Origin of the sequence: Helicobacter macacae MIT 99-5501 (assembly GCF_000507845.1) — a bacterium.
GTDB lineage: Bacteria > Campylobacterota > Campylobacteria > Campylobacterales > Helicobacteraceae > Helicobacter_B > Helicobacter_B macacae.
This window is the reverse complement of sequence record NZ_KI669454.1, coordinates 134,922-151,324: the sequence shown is the minus strand read 5'-3', so window position 1 is coordinate 151,324 and position 16,403 is coordinate 134,922. Positions and strand designations below refer to the sequence as shown.

Below are 16,403 nucleotides of genomic sequence, written 5' to 3'. Positions count from 1 at the left end.
TTTTAAGCCTATTAAAAGACTAATCAAAGAGTATAGCTTGTTTTGGTTACATTCTTAGGAAAAAATCTAACACAAAAACAAAAATTTATGCTTACGACATAAGGCTTCGTAAGCATAAAATCACGCTTAGAATCTATGCCTTATAAATTCTAATGAAAAATCCACAAATCTAAATCCAAGTGTGTGCTACATATTTAACCCAAGGGATACACACCACAAGGAATACCACGAGGTAAATAACCCCAAAAATAAACCCTAGCTTCCAAAAGTCTTTGCCCTCTATGTAGTGAGCACCATAATACACAGGAGAAGGACCTGTGCCATAAGGAGTGATGATGCCCACTATACCAAGAGTAAGCATTAGAAATAGGGTAAGTTGCTTGACATCTATGCCGTTGATTCCGCTTGCAATAGTAATAAAAAGTGCCAAAAGCGCGGTTACATGCGCAGTAGTGCTTGCAAAGAAATAATGCACAGCATAGAAAAACACGATAAGCCCCACAAATGCAATCGTTGGCTCTAAATTGCCTAGATAGTTTCCAGCAAGTCCTGCGATAAAATCTAGGAATCCTACATTTTTTAGCCCACCCGCAAGTGTAACAAGCGTAGCAAACCAAGCAAACACATTCCAAGCGGGTTTATTACCAAGCAAATCTTGCCAAGAGATGATTTGTAGCAATACCATAGCGATGACTACCGTTATAGCTACCGTAGTAGCATTTACACCAAATTTTGAACCAAATATCCAAAACACAAGCGCAAACACAGCTAGAGCTACCATTAGCCACTCTTTGATTGTGATAGCACCGAGTTTTGATAGCTCATCGCCTGCCCACTTGGATGCTTCAGGCGAGCCTTTGGAAGTAGGTGGGTAAAATACATAAGTGAGGTATGGTGTGGCGATAAAAAGAATAACGCCCGCAGGCAAAAATGCCATAAACCACCCAAACCAACTAATGGGCTCTACACCACTTTTTACTGCCGTCTCCATAGCAAGCAAGTTTGGCGCAAGTCCTGTGAAAAACATAGAGCTTGTTACGCAAGTAGCTGCCAAAGATACCCACATAAGATAGCCACCTAGCTTTCTAGGATTTTTATCAGGGTGAGAATCCACCATAGGAGGAATCTGACTTACAATAGGGTAGATGATTCCACCACTTCTAGCGGAATTTGACGGGATAAATGGTGCTAAAATCCCATCAGCAATGCTAATAGCATAGCCAAGCCCTAGTGAAGTTTTGCCAAGTGTTTTTAGTAAAAACAAAGCGATTCGCTTGCCAAGCCCGCTTTTTTGGTAGCCAAGCCCTATCATAAATGCAGCAAATATAAGCCACACAGTAGCGTTAGAAAATCCTGCAAGTCCCCAATTTACAGCTTCGCCAGACTTGATAACCGTTTCGGGATTGCCACTGCCTTTTGGACCGACTTTTAGCCATATACATACGCCAACACCGATAAGCCCGACAAGTGCAGGTGGCACAGGCTCTAGTATAAGCCCTACGATGACGCCTGCAAAAATCGCAAAATAAGTCCAAGCATTGCTACTAAGTCCTTCAGGTGTGGGACAGACAAATATGGCAAATGCTACGATTATGGGAGAAAAAAGCTTTAGGCTTTTAGTGAGAGAAAACTGTGAGGGGGGGGGGGGGGGGTGGAAGAAGAAGTGCTACTTGCTTGAGAACTCATTCCAAACTCCTTTTTGAAGAAATTTTAAAAAAGCATTGTAATATTAAATAAAAAATACAAATGATGAGGTTTAAATTTGACAAATTTACAAAAACTTAGTAGGATTCCCATTGATTTGCAAAGGGCGTCTCAATGAGCCGAGCCTCTTGGGTCTTTTTGACTTTGCATATTACACGCTAGGGCTTATGGCTCGGTAGGCTTCAACCTAGCGATACTTTTCAACTCTATCGAATAAATCCTGTTTCCCTTATGCACTCCTTTCAAAGTCTCCTTTAATGTTATCAGTGCTTGCACTTGCAAGCCTTTAAATCAAACATTACCTCATAGCGTGGTATCTGCACGCTTGTATACCCGTGCTTCAAATCAGGCTGAATCTCGCGCAGTTTTGCTTCCTCATAAAGCTCTTGTATGTGTTCAGCAGCAGTAAATCCGTGTTTAACACTTTCGCGCACTGCCTCATCACTTGTCATTTTTAGTCGCCCTGCCTTATTGACAATCGCCACTCGCCCATCGTGTTTATTTGTGATTGGTTTTCTTATAGTTTTTAGTGCTTTTAAGGCATCGCTACGCAAATCATAGGCTTTTTTATCTTTATTTTCTGCCAAAACTTCAATTTTTATCATTTTATTATTGCCTTGCGCTAGATTCTTATCTGCAATTATATCAATATTTCTAGCATTGTTTTTACTTTCCTTATATACCCAAAACTATCAACCCTCTTTGTGAGACTCTCTATCTCTCTATCTGCAAAATCTTTAGCAAAAAATGTGTTCATAATTTGATTCTTATATGTAAATTCCCATTTTATGAAATGTAATAATAATGCTTTTTAATCAAAAGTCGCTATAATATCAGCTATCTGCAAAACCAAATACAAGGAGTAAAAATGAAAAAACTGCTAAATGGGGAGCTATTTTTCGCTCTATTTTTTATATTTGTAAGCGGGGTAATCATCTACATAAGTAGCGCGAAATCCGCAAGCAAAGTAAGCCAAAAAGCCGCTGCTCATCTCGCCACACAAAATCTACGCCAAATATATAGCAATAGGGACTCTACCAAGTGGGAAGCCCCACATATAGACAAATCCGTGCTAGAGGATTTCGCAAAAGAGCTAGGGCTAGTAGACGCCACAAGTGAGGAAAATCGCTCAAAGATTCTCTCCCACCTAGAGCTAAAGCCCCTCCCACTTACCCCACCATATCCACAAGAAAACCCCTACACCAAAGAAAAAGCAGATTTGGGCAAAAAGCTATTTAACGACCCGCGACTATCGCTATCAAACCAAATCGCGTGCGCTTCTTGCCACGACAAAGAGCTAGGGTTTGCCGATAACAAAAGTGTAAGCTATGGACACGATAGAGCGCAAGGCTCTCGCAACTCCCCAAGTGTGGTAATGAGTGCCTTTGGCACGCACAAATTTTGGGACGGACGCGCAAGCAGCCTAGAATCCCAAAGCCTTTTCCCCATAGCAGACCCCAAAGAAATGGCTTTTAGCGCGGATAAGGCTGTCAGAAAAATAAGTAAAATCAAAGAATACAAAGATGACTTCTATGCTGCCTTTGGCACGCGCAAAATCACAAAAGAGCTACTCTCTCAAGCGATTGCCACCTATGAGAGAAGCCTTATGCCTCATCACAACCGCTTTGATAGATTCCTAAACGGCAAGGCAGAGGATTTGAGCGATGAGGAAGTGCTAGGGCTTCATCTCTTTCGCACCAAAGCTAGGTGTATGAACTGCCACAACGGCGTAGCCCTAAGCGATGATAGATTTCACAATCTAGGCTTGCACTACTATGGTAGGGACAAATACGAAGATTTGGGGAGGTATGAAATCACGCGCGAAAATAGCGATGTAGGGAAATTCAAAACCCCAAGCCTACGCAGTGTCAAAAAAACCCCACCATATATGCACAACGGGCTTTTCCCACACTTACGCGGAGTGCTAAACGCATATAACGCAGGTATGGCAAACCCTATCCCAAAAGAGGGCGCAACCTATAATCCACCATTCCCTAGCCCTGATGAGCTGCTAAAAAAACTTGAGCTAAGCCAAGATGAGCTAAACGCACTAGAAGCATTCCTAAACGCGCTGTGATTTATCTAGCGAAACTCTAGCAAAATCTACAAATCTAGCACTACTTGATTTTGCCTTGTGATTTTATCGCTATTTTATCGCTAGATTTTGATTTTGGTGCGGTTGTGAGAGCTTGCGATTGTCAGGAGCTCACGGTTAGCAGGACGCGGTTAGTGGGGATTTAGGTAGTTTGCACCTGATTGCGCTTTTGTTTGAATTATTTTTTGCAAATCCGCTCTAGCGCGTCCACCACGCGCAAGATATGCTCTTGCAGCCACTTATCACTTCCGCCCCTGCATATCTGCTCGCCAAAAGCGCGTATCGAGCTATCAAGCGGTAGCTCATCATCTAGCATAGGATAGCTTACCTCACCCAAATGATAGCGCACCATTTTTTGGTATAGTGATGACTTCTCTACACTATCGCTTACCACCACTCCGCAGTCAAAAAGCGCGATTTTGCGCTCCTTTGTCTCATCATATATCGCAGTTTTTTGCGTCCCTCCTATCATCATCTCACGCACCTTGATAGGCGATAGCCACGAAGCGGTGAGATTGGCACTAAATCTTTTGCACTCAAGCTGTATATTTGCCAATGCTTCAAACCCCTCATAACGGCGAGAAACCAAGCTATGAGATAAAATCTCTAGCCCAAAAAGAAAATCCAAAATACTCAAATCGTGCAATGCCAAGTCCCAAATGACATTTACGCTGTTTTGGAAAAGCCCTAGATTGATTCTACGCGCTTGGACATAGAGTATATCCCCGAAACTTGCTAGATTGTCCTTTAGCCACACCACAGCAGGAGAGTAGAGAAATATATGGTCGCAATGAAGCGTTAGATTTTGCCTAGAGGCGATTTCATAGAGGGCGCAAACCTCACTTGTGCTACGAGCTAGTGGCTTCTCTACAAACGCGTGCTTGCCAGCCTCTAGCGCAAGGGAAGCAAGGGGGAAGTGCGTATGCGGAGGTGTGATGATAAATACCGCTTCTATCTCATCATCACGCAAAATCTCATCATAAGAAGTGTATGCTATTAGTGGATTTTGTGGAGGATTTTGCGGTTTATTTTGAGTAGGTAAGTCTTTATTTTTCGTATGTGGATTTTGACTTTGCGCGGTGGATTTTGGATTTGCGTTTTTGGTAGTGTGCTTATTTGCCAAATGCACAGATTTAGTAAGTGTGGCAAAATCACTAAGCGCGGCTTGTAGCTGCACTCTATCGCTATCATATACGCCTTTTAGGCAAAATCTATGCTGATTGCACAATGCCTTTAGCACATTTCTCCCCCAATACCCATACCCCACAAGTGCGCACTTTAGCTTTGCGTGCTTTGTCATTTTCAATGCCTTTTTACGATTTTAGTTTGGAGAGGATTTTCCCAAAAAGAAGCCCATTTTTATACTCTGTGATTTTTGCCTCATAGTAGCCCACACTTATATCCTCTACCTCGCTGTCATTGATAAGAATCTCGCCATCTATCTCTAGCCCCCAGCGAATGTCCCTAGCAGAGTAAAAATGCTCACTTATGCTAGCCCTGCCCTCTACTATCACAGGGATTTGCACGCCCTTTAGTGCGCGGTAGCGAATCTTATCTTGGGATTTTAGGATTTTATTTAGCGTATTTAGTCTTGCATTTACCACTTTTGTGGGGACTTTGGGGCTCATCGTATGCGCTAGAGTGCCCTCCTCACTAGAAAAGGCAAAAAGATTTAGCCTATCAAATATCCCCTCACCCAAAAAATCCGCTAATTTATCAAACTCCTCCTCCCCCTCGCAAGGATGCCCTATGATTATCGTGCTACGCAAAAAAGCATTTGGCAGTGAGCGCATAAGATTTAGCATTTCTCTTAGCTTTTTTTCCCCCGCACCGCGCTTCATTAGCTTTAGCATTTTGTCATCTATATGTTGGATTGGCATATCAAAGTAGTTTTGCACGCTAGGCGAGCTAGCTATCGCTTCGATTAGCTTGTAGCTAGTCGTGGTGGGGTAGAGATAGTGGATTCTGCTAGATTTTGCCACGCCACTAGAATCTAGTGCTTTTATCAACGCCACAAGCCCATCTCTCACGCCAAAATCTAGCAAATACGAGCTAGAATCCTGCGCGATGAAGCTAAAATCTTTGTAGCCTTTTTGGGCGAGATTTTCTACTTCTGCTAGCACGCTAGCGATAGAGCGCGAGCGAAGCCGCCCCTTAAAGCTAGGAATAGAGCAAAAAGAACAAGATTGATTGCAGCCCTCTGATAGCTTGATATATGCGTGTATAGCGGAGTTGCTAATAACCCGCTTTGAGTGCTCATCGCTTAAAAACACTTCATCTTGGCTTGCAAGATTTTTGCCTATATTTTGGCTAGGCGGATTTGTGGGGATTTGGCTTGCAATATTTTGGCTTGTGTGGCTTTTTGCTGTGCTTTCTTGTGGGGATTGAGATAGTGGGTTTTGAGTGCTTGAAGTGATTGGAGGAGTTGCAGATTTTGCGTGATTTATAGAGTTTGTGGGGCTTGGCATTTTTGCAGAGTTTATGTGGCTTGTGTGGCTTACTTTTGTGGGGTTTGCTAGCTTTGGGGGATTTGGCAGGTGTGGCACTGCGCCAAAAAATCCCTTTTTGGCAAGCAAGCTATCGATTTTGTCATAGTCGCGCACACCGATGATGATGTCGATTTCTGGCATATCGCTCTCTAGCTCTTTTGCATACCGCTCGCTTAGACACCCGCTCACCACGAGTATCGCGCCCTCCTTTTTCTCCCCCGCCACGCGCAAAATCTCGCCTATGCTCTCCTGCTTGGCACTATGGATAAACCCACAAGTATTGACAATAATCACATCTGCTTCGCTCACCTCATCGCTTAGTGTTAGCTCACTTAGCCTCCCTAGCATCACTTCGCTATCTACGAGATTTTTGGTGCAGCCTAGCGAGATTAGATGAAGTTTTTTTTGCCCTAGATTTTGGTGGTTTTTTGCTTGCGATTTTGCTTTTTGCTGCGCTGACTTGCTAAATGGCGTGTCGCTAAAATTTGTAAAAATGTGATTCTCCTTAAAAATATTTTGTGCATTTATTTTTGATTTTCAAATTATAGCCAAAGCATTATCACAAGTGGATAAAAAGATTCTTAAATAACAAACCTAGCAAAAAACGACTCCTCACAAACATTGCATTAGACAAGAAGTAAATGTTGTATCAATCTAATTGCTAAATATTTTTATGCTCGCTTTTTATCACCCTCTTCACAATCCGTTTTTTTTTTTTTTTGTAGAATGAAAATCAAAAACTAAGAGGAGCAACAATGGCACAAAATCTCTACAAAAACAAAATCCAAACGCTAAAAGAGACGCTCTCACAAGGGCTTTTAGAAAAAGATGAAATAGTGTCTTTAGTGCTATTATGTATGATAGCGGGGAAATCTGTGTTTCTCTATGGACCGCCCGGGACGGCAAAGAGCCTTATCTCACGGCGCGTATCTTGCGCCTTTGATAGCAATAGATTTTTTGATTATTTGATGAATCGCTTTAGCACTCCTGAGGAAGTCTTTGGACCGCTAAAACTTAGCGAATTGCGACAAGATAGGCTTGTGCGAAGTGTGGAGGGATTTTTGCCGAGCGCGGATTTTGCGTTTTTGGACGAGATATGGAAAAGCTCCCCTGCGATACTAAATTCACTGCTAACAATCATCAACGAAAAGCAGTTTAGAAACGGCAAAGACAATATAAAAGTCCCGCTTCGTGGGCTAGTGGCTGCGAGTAATGAATTGCCACAAAAGGGGCAGAGCTTAGAGGCGTTGTATGATAGATTTATAATGCGCCTTATTGTCCCGCCACTAAGGCAAAAGGCGAATTTTAAAAAGCTATTGCAAAGCTCTGGGGCAAAAGAGAATGTAAATGTAGCAGATGAGCTAAAGTTTTATGACAGAGATTTCAAGCAAATCAAATCACTCGTAGATAGCGCAAAAATAGATGAATCCGTGCTGAATGTGCTAGAGCTTTTGCGCTCTAAAATTGAAGCCTACAATGACAAAAAAGCAGATGATGTAGAGAGTATTTATGTAAGTGAGCGTAGATGGGTGGCTATTATGGAGCTACTTAAATTTTCTGCCGTGCTAAGTGATAGGCAGTCGGTGGGGCTGATAGATTTGGCACTTTTGAAACATTGCCTATGGAGTGAGGAGAGCCAAAAAGAAGAGATTGAAAAAATGCTAAAAGAATGCCTAGATAGCTATAGCCCACAAGCTATCAAAAACGGAATAGATATAAAAAACCTAGCAAAACAAATTGAATCAACGATAAAAAATCCCGTTGAGCAAGTTGTCAAAGATTCTCTTTTAAAAGAAATTGCTAATGTTCATCATAAACTATATCAAGAATTGCAAAAATGTCTTAGTGAGGCAAATGATTTTAAGGATAAAAATGCCAATCCATTTGTCTCAAAGAGCGGATATGATATTTTTTTAAGCTCTTTTAAGGAAGCACAAGAAAATTTGGAACAAGATATTTTGGAAGTAAAAAAACTACAAGATAAAGTCAAGAATGCAAAAGTAGCTGCTCCTATTGCTTAATCTGGAGGCAAATAAATATGCAAGGCAACCAAGAAAAACCTAGCTTTCTTAATGCTATCCAACAAAATCTTATCACCAAATTTGATAAAGTCAAAGGGTATTTTGGCTTTTGCACTAGCGATTTGGCACAAAAATGTAACTATGACTTGCAAAAAGATGAGCTAGGCATAGAGCAAGGTTTAGACGAAAATGTGAGGGCATACTACGAAAAACTAAAATCCAATCTAGAGCAAGAGCCAAAAGAATTGGAAAAAGAAAAAAATGACTACTTCAAAGCAGAAATAACAACCAAGCACAAAGAAAATTTCACGGAAGTTTCTTTAGATAGATTGCTAAGAAAAGTAAAAAGCTACAATAATGACTTTGAAGAGGTTTTTTATAAAAAACAGCTGCAAGATTTTAGGCAAAAATACGCAAAAACTATTGCCAAAAAAGACAAAGAATCTAATGAAAAAGAGCAAAAAGCCAAATATAACCAAAAACTAAACAAGCTACTTAAAATCCTACATACAAACACAATCAGAACTTGGAAAAAACTCATAGAATCTAAAGAGACAAAAATACAAAAACAACTTATAAAAGATAGCCAAGATGAGCTTATAGAGCGTATAAAAGAGTGGATAGAGCTAATGCAAAAATTTCAACAACGATTTAAGTCTATGGAAGAAAGTGCGGATTTGTTTTCTGGCTATATTATGCAAAGTCTAAAGGCAGGTATGGAATCTGGCAAAAAAGTAAGTGAATGCGTAAATGAAAATGACTTGATGGGGAATCAAAGATACGGTGGGTATGGTGTAGGTGGCACAGATAATCTAAGCAAAAGAATAATAGATTTTGCAAAATGGCTTAAGCTTTTGGAGCAAGAATCCATAAAAAAACTTTGTGATATGCTAGGAAAACTACACAAAGCTCAAAAGAAAATAGAGCTAGAAACATACACACTACAAAGAACATTTAACGCGACTATCCCTACTCCCTATGCCAAAGAGGAAATTTGTGGTGTTACACTTGGCAGGGATTTGGAAAATGTGCTACCTCAAGAATTAACCCTGCTTGATGATAAAGATTTTAGCATTTTGTTTGATTTGAAATTTGCCGAAAATCGCCTATTTTGCTTTGAGAAGCAGGGATATGAGGACATATCTATGGTAGAAGAAATCTCCCAAGAGAGAGAAAAACAAGTAGAAGACAAAAAAGGACCCATAATCCTATGTATAGATACAAGTGGCTCTATGAGCGGGACGCCAGAGACTATCGCCAAAGCCATAGCACTTTTTATGGCGCAAAGAGCGATGGAGGCAAGGCGAAAATGCTATCTTATAAACTTTAGCGTAGGCATTAGCACACTTGATTTAACCCCGCCAAATGGATTTTTTGAGCTAATGAGTTTTTTAGAAATGAGCTTCAGTGGTGGGACGGATGCGATACCTGCGCTTAGGGCTGGGCTAACAAAAATGAATGAAGAGGGCTACAAAAAAGCAGATTTGCTAATGATAAGTGATTTTGTGTTTAGTGATTATAATTTGGCTGGGTTTAGGGATTTGGCAAAGACAAAAGATAAGCAAAACAAGTGTTATGCTCTATATGTGGGTAACTTTGGCAATGATAAATCTCGCAAATCAATACTGTTTGATAAAGAATTTTACTATGATGGTTATACTCACGGTGTAGATGAATTGGTGCAAATAAAAAATCATCTTTGATTTTTATAAACAAAGCAAATCCGAGCACTATGTCCCAATCGCTTGCCAAACAAACTAGCTAGCTTTAGCCCCACCACCACGCGCAATATGTTTTTGTAGCCACTTATCACTTCCACACCCTAATCGCAACTATCCCCTACCGATTCCAATCGCCACCATAAATCTACCACCTCCAAGTCCAAACGATACAAAAATATCGCAAAATATCCTAAAACCCCACCCCCAATCACTGTGCCCGCCACCCAAAAAATACTGCCAAAAAGCACCGCCACAAAAATATCGCCCCCAAGTCCCCCTAAAAAACCACAAAAATCCCTAAAAATCACGGCTTTTAAAAATTTTTATATTTTTTGTAAAAAAAATGTCAAAAATCTTATAGATTTAAGCATTTTTTAATAAGGGGGGGGGGGTAGAATTCTCACACGCTTTTTTGTTTGTTTTTGGCTAGATTTTGGGGTTTGCAAGTTTTGCGCAAAAAACGCAAAGTCATAAAATCTACTTAGAAGCAAAGCGTGAAGCGAATCTAAACCCCTTAAGGAGAAACGACAATGAAAAATTTGTCAAAATCAGTGTTTTTGAGCGTGGCGGTGGCAAGTGTGCTAGTAGCAAGCGCAGTAGCTGAAGAGAGTGCTGGATTTATCGGTCTAGAGCTAGGCGCAAGCGGTGGCTTGCAAGAAGCAAAGATAACAGGAACTGCGACAAACCAAAGCCGAACTGCTTCAGATAATCTTGAAACTTATGGTGTAAATGCAGGTATCGTAGGTGGATACAAGGCGTTTTTTACTTCTTGGTTTGGGCTAAGGGCGTATGCGAATCTAAACTTTATCCACACGCTTAACGAAGAAATGATAAGAGAAGCCGATGGAAGTAACCTATCCACAGACCAAGCTATTTCTGCACTAAACTATGGTGTGAATCTAGACTTGCTATTTAATGTCCTAGCATTTCAGCAAGCAAATCTAGGGCTATTTGTAGGTGCTGGGCTAGGTGCAAATACATTTTTTGCTTCAAATGCCATAGATGCTGCAAAGAAGAAAATAGGCGCGAATCCAAACTTTGACTTGCTACCAGAAGCGTTGCAAGGACAGCTAAATAACGACATTAAAGACAACAAAGCCTACACAGGATTTGATGCGTGGGTAAATGTCGGTGTCCGCACAAACTTCCTAGAGCACCACGGAATCGAAGTGGTTGCAAAAGTGCCATTTGTAGGAACTACTGTGTATGACAAGACGATAGGGGCGGCTGGAGTAAGTGCAAATGCAAATGTCAAACTCTACAACCCTTGGAATGTCAGCGTGCGCTATATTTATAGCTTCTAAGATATTTTTTAGCTAGGAGTCTAGCTAAAGAGTTTTTTTATCTCTTGTATTGCCTCACAATCACACTTAGGCTTTGCTTAAGCAAAAGCCTAAGTGCTTCTTTCATTCTGCTGTTTCTCATTTCTGCTATTTTGGCGCGTAGCTTATTAGCTAGATTTTGAGATTTCACAAGCCAGATTTTCTAAGTATCACAATCCCTACCAAGCAAAATGCACGACACAAGCACACTACATATACAATATAGCCACATATCTATCAAATCAAATCCACCCCCTCCCAAAGTCTATTTTAATCTATGCAAAATCTACCTAAATCGTAATATCAAGCAAAGCATTGCTTTTGGGAGAATCTAGCACTTTAGCGGGCTGCTCTTTTTGCTCCTGTGGATTTTGTGATTCTCTTTCTTCTTGCTCTTGCTTGCCGTTTTTGCCGTTTTCATCAGCTTTTTGCAGGGTTTCTGTGGGGCGCACTTCTGCGATTTCTTTTAGTTTGTTCTCAAACTCTTGGGGGATAAAGTCCCCCCTTTGTGTTGCATTTGCGAGGTTGGCAGAGGTGGTTTGCATATTTTGGTTGATATAGGTTATGTTACCGATAGTTGAGACAGCCATCTAGCTCCTCCTTTCTTGTTTTGCTTCTTTTTTAGAGCCTTTGTGTCTAGCCCTTTAGTCAAAAAGTCTTTATAATTTATCGGCAAATTTTTGTTTTTGTTTGCCTATTGTTTGTTTCTTTTTGATTTATGACACTTTGCCTCTAAGCAAATTTCTTTCCAACTCTTAAAAGCTCGATATACACAGCATTTCAAGCATATCAAATCGCAAAATACAAAATCAAATCCTAATAAACTTTGCAAGATTTTGTCATATAAAAGATTGCAAACAATAGCCAAAATCTTAGTAGTTTTCAAAATATTCTTGGATTTTGGCTTTGTCGCGAGTGCGAGTTAGGCAAAGCATTAGTAGCACGCGGGCTTTTTGTGGGTTTAGCTCCCCAGCACTTACAAATCCAGCCTTTTTATCAGCTTCTTTTAGCACCACGCGCCCCCCGTTTATACGCGAGCTAACCACGACAACAACCCCTTGCAAAATAAGCTCTTTTAGTGCGTTTTTGTGTGCTTGGTGGATACTGCCCGCCCCACTGCCTGCGATGACTAAGCCCTGCACTCCGCTCACAAAAAATGCTTTTGCAGCTACCGCGCTTCCGTCATTGCTATAACTATACAAAATATCCACCTTTGGCAACGCTAGACAATCACGCACGCAAAATGGCGCGCTATTTTGCAAAAATGGCTGCAAAAATGCCTTAGAGGGTTTTTTGGATTTTGATAGATTGGTGGATTTTTTGGCTAGCTTTGGTAGCGTTGAGAGATTTGGGGATTTTGGCATTTTGGTAAACTTCACTTTACCATTGCGCACGCTTCCTAGCACGCTAGGTGCGCAAAAAGCATCTAGTCTATGAGTGTGGGCTTTGCTAGCGTAGCGTGGGGATAGGATTTTCCCTGCCATAGTTATCATCACGCCTTTTGCGTCTTTGTGCGCGGCTAGGGCTATGGCATTGTAGAGATTTTTGCCACCATCAGAGTTTGGCACATTTGCAGGACGCATAGCTCCCACTAGGACAATAGGCTTTTGAGTTTTTGCTACTAGGTGGAGAAAGTAAGCACTCTCTTCAAGCGTATCTGTGCCGTGAGTGATGACTATGCCATCTACTTCGCCCTCAAAAGCCATCTCTATCTCTCTAGCAAGGGCTAGCCACACCTCATCGCCCATATCCGCGCTATCAATATTTGCGATTTGCTTTGTGGATATGTGGGCTAGGTTTTGGAGGGATTTTTTTGCCTTTTTGTGCTTTTTGTAGCCCTTTTTTGCAAGCGAGTCCAAAATCTCATCTATGCTAAGCACACCCGCACTATACTCATCGCTATGGTTTGTCCTGCACTCTTTGGTGCTTAAGTCTGCTAGCCCTGCGATAGTGCCACCTGTGGCTAGGATAGCGATATGTGGCTTGGTATCTTTTTGGGATTTAGAGGAGGTTTTGGTAGATTTTGGCATTTTTTTAAGTTTGGTTATTTTAAGGGAGTTTTTGCGGGGAGGTTTTGGAGTTTTCTTAAGTAGTTTTATTCTATCGTTTGGTTTTTTCTTGCACCATTTTGACTAGCTCTATGGCATTTTCTCTAGGCAAATCTGGCAACATTCCGTGCCCTAGATTAAAGATATGTCCTGCACGATTGCCCATCACGCGCAAAATCTCCTCTACCCCCTCCTCCATAGAAGTGCGAGAGTAAAGGCGAGAGGGCTCTAGATTGCCCTGCAGCACAAATCTATCTCCCAAAATCGACTTTGCCCTAGCCATACTCACCCCCCAATCTACTCCAAACACTTCAAACCCCGCATTTGTCGCACACTCATCTGCTATATATTCAAGCAGCCCTCCCACGCCTTTAGGAAATATCATAACAGGGGTATTTGGATACTCTTTTTTGACTTCGCGGGCTATGGCTAGCATATATTTGAAGCTAAACTCCATATACGCGCTTGGCTCTAGCGCAGCAGCCCACGAGTCAAAGATTTGCACAGCGTTTGCACCTGCGCGGATTTGGGACTTTAGGTAGGATACTAGCTCATCGCTAAGCCTTGATAGAAGCGTGTGAAGTAGCTGTGGATTTTGATATGCTAGCTTTTTGCTAAAGGCATAAGTCTTGCTACCCTGCCCCTCTATCATATATGTAGCTAGCGTCCAAGGCGAGCCACAAAACCCTATAAGTGCTTTGTCTTTTGGCAGTTTTGCACGAGTGGTAGAGATAGCATCATAGACATAGTCCAAGTCTTTGTATGCACTTACCTTTAGAGAATCTATATCGCTAGATTCTCTTATAGTTCGCAAAAAGTGCGGTCCCTCGCCTGCTAAAAACTCTAGTGGAAGTCCCATAGCAAGCGGGACAACCAAAATATCACTAAAGATGATTGCCGCATCGACATTTAGGATTTCTATGGGTTGGAGGGTTACCTCTGTGGCAAGCTCTACACTTTGGCATAGCTCTAGGAAACTTCCAGCCTTTGCGCGCGTGGCTTTGTATTCGCTAAGGTAGCGTCCTGCTTGACGCATAAGCCATACAGGAGTATAAGGGGTTTCTTTTCTCAAGCACGCGTCAATGAAAATCATAAGTTGCTCTTTTTAGATTTTGGTGTGAAGTCTTGTTGTTTTTACTTGTTTTTTGGTTAGCACATTTTGCATAGTCTTAATTGTGTCAAATCTCACTAGCCTTTTTACTCAAATCTAGTGCAGATTTTTGTTTAGCTCGATTTTGCGATTGGAGCGAAAGGCTATCATCTCGCCACTTTTGGAGTCTTGGCGGAAATGCACGCCGTTTTTGCCACTTAGCTCACGCCCTTTATACAGAGAATTGTCATTGATTTTAAACCCGCCATTTTGCTCGTTTGCCTCTGCTATTTTTTCGGCTTCTGCTTTGTCGATTCTAAAGATTGTGCCTGCTAGCACAGCAATCCCACCATCTACGATGCAGCCATCACCTAGCGAAATCCCTGTGGAGCTATTCACACCAAGTAAGCAGTTTTTGCCAATGCTGATTGGCGCACTATTGCCACCGCTAAGCACGCCTAGTATGCTAGCTCCACCTCCCACATCTGTGCCCTCTCCCACAATGACACTAGAGCTGATTCTGCCCTCATTCATACACGCGCCTAGCGCACCTGCGTTGAAATTCACATAGCTAGCACCGGGCATTTGCGTATAGCCACCACTTCCTAGATACGCACCAAAGCGAGTTTTTGCAGAATCTAGCAAGCGGATATTGTCGTATTGGGGGACTACCTGCATAAGATAGCGCGGGAATTTATCCACAAAGTCAATAGAGGGAAACTCCCCACGAATCTTCAAAGCCACTTCAGCTTCGCGCAGATACTCTAGCTCATAAGGAGTATTGCCACTCCAAGCGACATTGCTAAGTAGTCCAAAGATTCCATTGAGGTTTAGCGAGCGCAAAGGAGCTTTGCCAAGAGAGAGGGCTAGGAGCTTCATATACGCGCTCTCCACGCTCTCGCACTCCACATCTTTATACACTATGCAAAACCTAAACTTCTCCACCCCACGAGAATCGCGCAACATAGATTCCGCCATAGCTTCGCGTAGAGCCAAAATCACTTGGATATTTTTGTGAGCATTTGGGTCGTTTAGTGCTTCACTCAAAAACGGCTCATACAGCTCCAAAGCCTTGTGGATAAAGGCTTCATTTACCTCATAAAGTGCTTCGTTCTCACTCTCTGTGATGAGGTTTGAACGCCTAGCCGCTTCTAGTAGCACAGCATAGCTACCTAGATTTTCCCCACCCCAATTTATCGTAGGATAAGTCGCACTTAGCACCGCGCCACTTTTTTGCCCATACTCAAGCCTAGCAATCCCAAATCCTAGTGGGGCTTTGTAGCCTTTCTCACGCTGAATCCCCGCTACAAAATCTTTAAATTCATCAAGTTTGCCCATCGTTTTTCTCCTTATTTTAGATTATTTTGATTTTGGCTTGGTCTGACTTAGTTATTACTCTTTTGAAGTCAAAACCTTGCCGATAAAAACAGCGCAAAACAGCGCACCAAAAAGCGCAAATGCTGAAGTAAATAGTCCTATCATTTCTTTTTCTACAATTATCTTTGACTTTTGTCCAAAAGCTAGGCGAAATTGTAGCGTAATTTTTGGATTTTGGTTGTTTGCCTAGTGATTTTATAGCACAAGCCTACACTAAGCCACGCTTCATAATGTCTAAAAATCATAGCATTATCTGCAAAATCATCTTTAGACATAACTAGTTTAGATAGTCGCTAGCTCACGCTCAATCGCAATGGCGGCTTTTAGGATTTTGGCTAGACTAAGTGGCGTGATTTTATTTCTATGGATTGCTTGGCTTTGCTCGCAATGACGAGGGCTTTGTGATTGTGAGGGAGTGAAGCGGCTTAAAGCAATCCATAAGCCAAAAATGGATTGCTTTAAGTCTGCTAACGCAGATTCTCGCAATGATGACAACCACGATTTTCTCAAAACTTGCAATGACAAAGCCCGCTCAC

At 41.7% G+C, this 16,403-nt stretch carries 16 protein-coding genes; 5 read left to right on the top strand and 11 right to left on the bottom strand.

Translation table 11 applies throughout. The features are described from left to right. Positions 1 to 169 precede the first annotated feature (169 nt). A complete protein-coding gene (locus HMPREF2086_RS00670; RefSeq protein ID WP_051397589.1) occupies positions 170 to 1,594 on the bottom strand; it encodes a DASS family sodium-coupled anion symporter in 1,425 nt (474 codons plus the stop codon). On the opposite strand from HMPREF2086_RS00670, the gene HMPREF2086_RS11295 reads away from it, so the two are divergent. Next, a complete protein-coding gene (locus HMPREF2086_RS11295; protein WP_156921299.1) occupies positions 1,539 to 1,703 on the top strand; it encodes a hypothetical protein in 165 nt (54 codons plus the stop codon). The two genes, HMPREF2086_RS00670 and HMPREF2086_RS11295, sit on opposite strands and share 56 nt — an antisense overlap. 264 nt (positions 1,704 to 1,967) lie before the next feature. On the opposite strand, the gene HMPREF2086_RS00665 is transcribed toward HMPREF2086_RS11295, so the two are convergent. Further along, on the bottom strand, positions 1,968 to 2,309 hold the full coding sequence (locus HMPREF2086_RS00665; RefSeq protein ID WP_023926794.1) for an LPD3 domain-containing protein: 342 nt from the start codon (positions 2,307 to 2,309) through the stop codon (positions 1,968 to 1,970). 263 nt (positions 2,310 to 2,572) lie between these two features. Between HMPREF2086_RS00665 and HMPREF2086_RS00660 the strand changes: the two genes are divergently transcribed. Further along, complete coding sequence (locus HMPREF2086_RS00660; RefSeq protein WP_023926793.1) at positions 2,573 to 3,781, top strand: cytochrome-c peroxidase; 1,209 nt, start codon at positions 2,573 to 2,575, stop codon at positions 3,779 to 3,781. Positions 3,782 to 3,977: 196 nt separating this feature from the next. Here HMPREF2086_RS00660 and HMPREF2086_RS00655 read toward each other — a convergent pair whose 3' ends face one another. Beyond that, positions 3,978 to 5,099 (bottom strand): Gfo/Idh/MocA family protein, encoded by a 1,122-nt coding sequence (locus tag HMPREF2086_RS00655; RefSeq protein ID WP_023926792.1) that lies wholly within the window; start codon positions 5,097 to 5,099, stop codon positions 3,978 to 3,980. A gap of 13 nt (positions 5,100 to 5,112) precedes the next feature. Then, a complete protein-coding gene (locus tag HMPREF2086_RS10510; RefSeq protein WP_267902083.1) occupies positions 5,113 to 6,678 on the bottom strand; it encodes a MiaB/RimO family radical SAM methylthiotransferase in 1,566 nt (521 codons plus the stop codon). Between the two features lie 365 nt (positions 6,679 to 7,043). On the opposite strand from HMPREF2086_RS10510, the gene HMPREF2086_RS00645 reads away from it, so the two are divergent. Beyond that, the gene (locus HMPREF2086_RS00645; RefSeq protein ID WP_023926790.1) at positions 7,044 to 8,309 is read left to right on the top strand and encodes an AAA family ATPase; all 1,266 of its coding nucleotides are present in this window, start codon (positions 7,044 to 7,046) and stop codon (positions 8,307 to 8,309) included. A gap of 17 nt (positions 8,310 to 8,326) precedes the next feature. Beyond that, a complete protein-coding gene (locus tag HMPREF2086_RS10505; RefSeq protein ID WP_023926789.1) occupies positions 8,327 to 10,012 on the top strand; it encodes a vWA domain-containing protein in 1,686 nt (561 codons plus the stop codon). Between the two features lie 129 nt (positions 10,013 to 10,141). Here HMPREF2086_RS10505 and HMPREF2086_RS11290 read toward each other — a convergent pair whose 3' ends face one another. Further along, on the bottom strand, positions 10,142 to 10,321 hold the full coding sequence (locus HMPREF2086_RS11290) for a hypothetical protein (RefSeq protein WP_148374450.1): 180 nt from the start codon (positions 10,319 to 10,321) through the stop codon (positions 10,142 to 10,144). Positions 10,322 to 10,560: 239 nt separating this feature from the next. Between HMPREF2086_RS11290 and HMPREF2086_RS10500 the strand changes: the two genes are divergently transcribed. Next, the gene (locus HMPREF2086_RS10500; RefSeq protein WP_023926788.1) at positions 10,561 to 11,334 is read left to right on the top strand and encodes an outer membrane beta-barrel protein; all 774 of its coding nucleotides are present in this window, start codon (positions 10,561 to 10,563) and stop codon (positions 11,332 to 11,334) included. Between the two features lie 308 nt (positions 11,335 to 11,642). On the opposite strand, the gene HMPREF2086_RS00630 is transcribed toward HMPREF2086_RS10500, so the two are convergent. The 6 genes from HMPREF2086_RS00630 to HMPREF2086_RS00610 form a co-directional block, all read right to left on the bottom strand. Next, on the bottom strand, positions 11,643 to 11,942 hold the full coding sequence (locus tag HMPREF2086_RS00630) for a hypothetical protein (protein ID WP_023926787.1): 300 nt from the start codon (positions 11,940 to 11,942) through the stop codon (positions 11,643 to 11,645). Positions 11,943 to 12,224: 282 nt separating this feature from the next. Continuing rightward, a complete protein-coding gene (locus tag HMPREF2086_RS00625) occupies positions 12,225 to 13,382 on the bottom strand; it encodes an asparaginase (RefSeq protein WP_023926786.1) in 1,158 nt (385 codons plus the stop codon). A 70-nt stretch (positions 13,383 to 13,452) separates the two neighbouring features. Further along, positions 13,453 to 14,493 carry a uroporphyrinogen decarboxylase gene (hemE, locus tag HMPREF2086_RS00620; protein ID WP_023926785.1) on the bottom strand — a complete coding sequence of 347 codons (1,041 nt, stop codon included), beginning with the start codon at positions 14,491 to 14,493 and terminating at the stop codon, positions 13,453 to 13,455. A gap of 114 nt (positions 14,494 to 14,607) precedes the next feature. After that, the gene (locus HMPREF2086_RS00615; RefSeq protein ID WP_023926784.1) at positions 14,608 to 15,828 is read right to left on the bottom strand and encodes a 2,3,4,5-tetrahydropyridine-2,6-carboxylate N-succinyltransferase; all 1,221 of its coding nucleotides are present in this window, start codon (positions 15,826 to 15,828) and stop codon (positions 14,608 to 14,610) included. Positions 15,829 to 16,010: 182 nt separating this feature from the next. Then, positions 16,011 to 16,142 carry a hypothetical protein gene (locus HMPREF2086_RS12245; protein WP_269549992.1) on the bottom strand — a complete coding sequence of 44 codons (132 nt, stop codon included), beginning with the start codon at positions 16,140 to 16,142 and terminating at the stop codon, positions 16,011 to 16,013. A gap of 7 nt (positions 16,143 to 16,149) precedes the next feature. Further along, complete coding sequence (locus tag HMPREF2086_RS00610; protein ID WP_148374449.1) at positions 16,150 to 16,392, bottom strand: hypothetical protein; 243 nt, start codon at positions 16,390 to 16,392, stop codon at positions 16,150 to 16,152. Between the last annotated feature and the right edge of the window lie 11 nt (positions 16,393 to 16,403).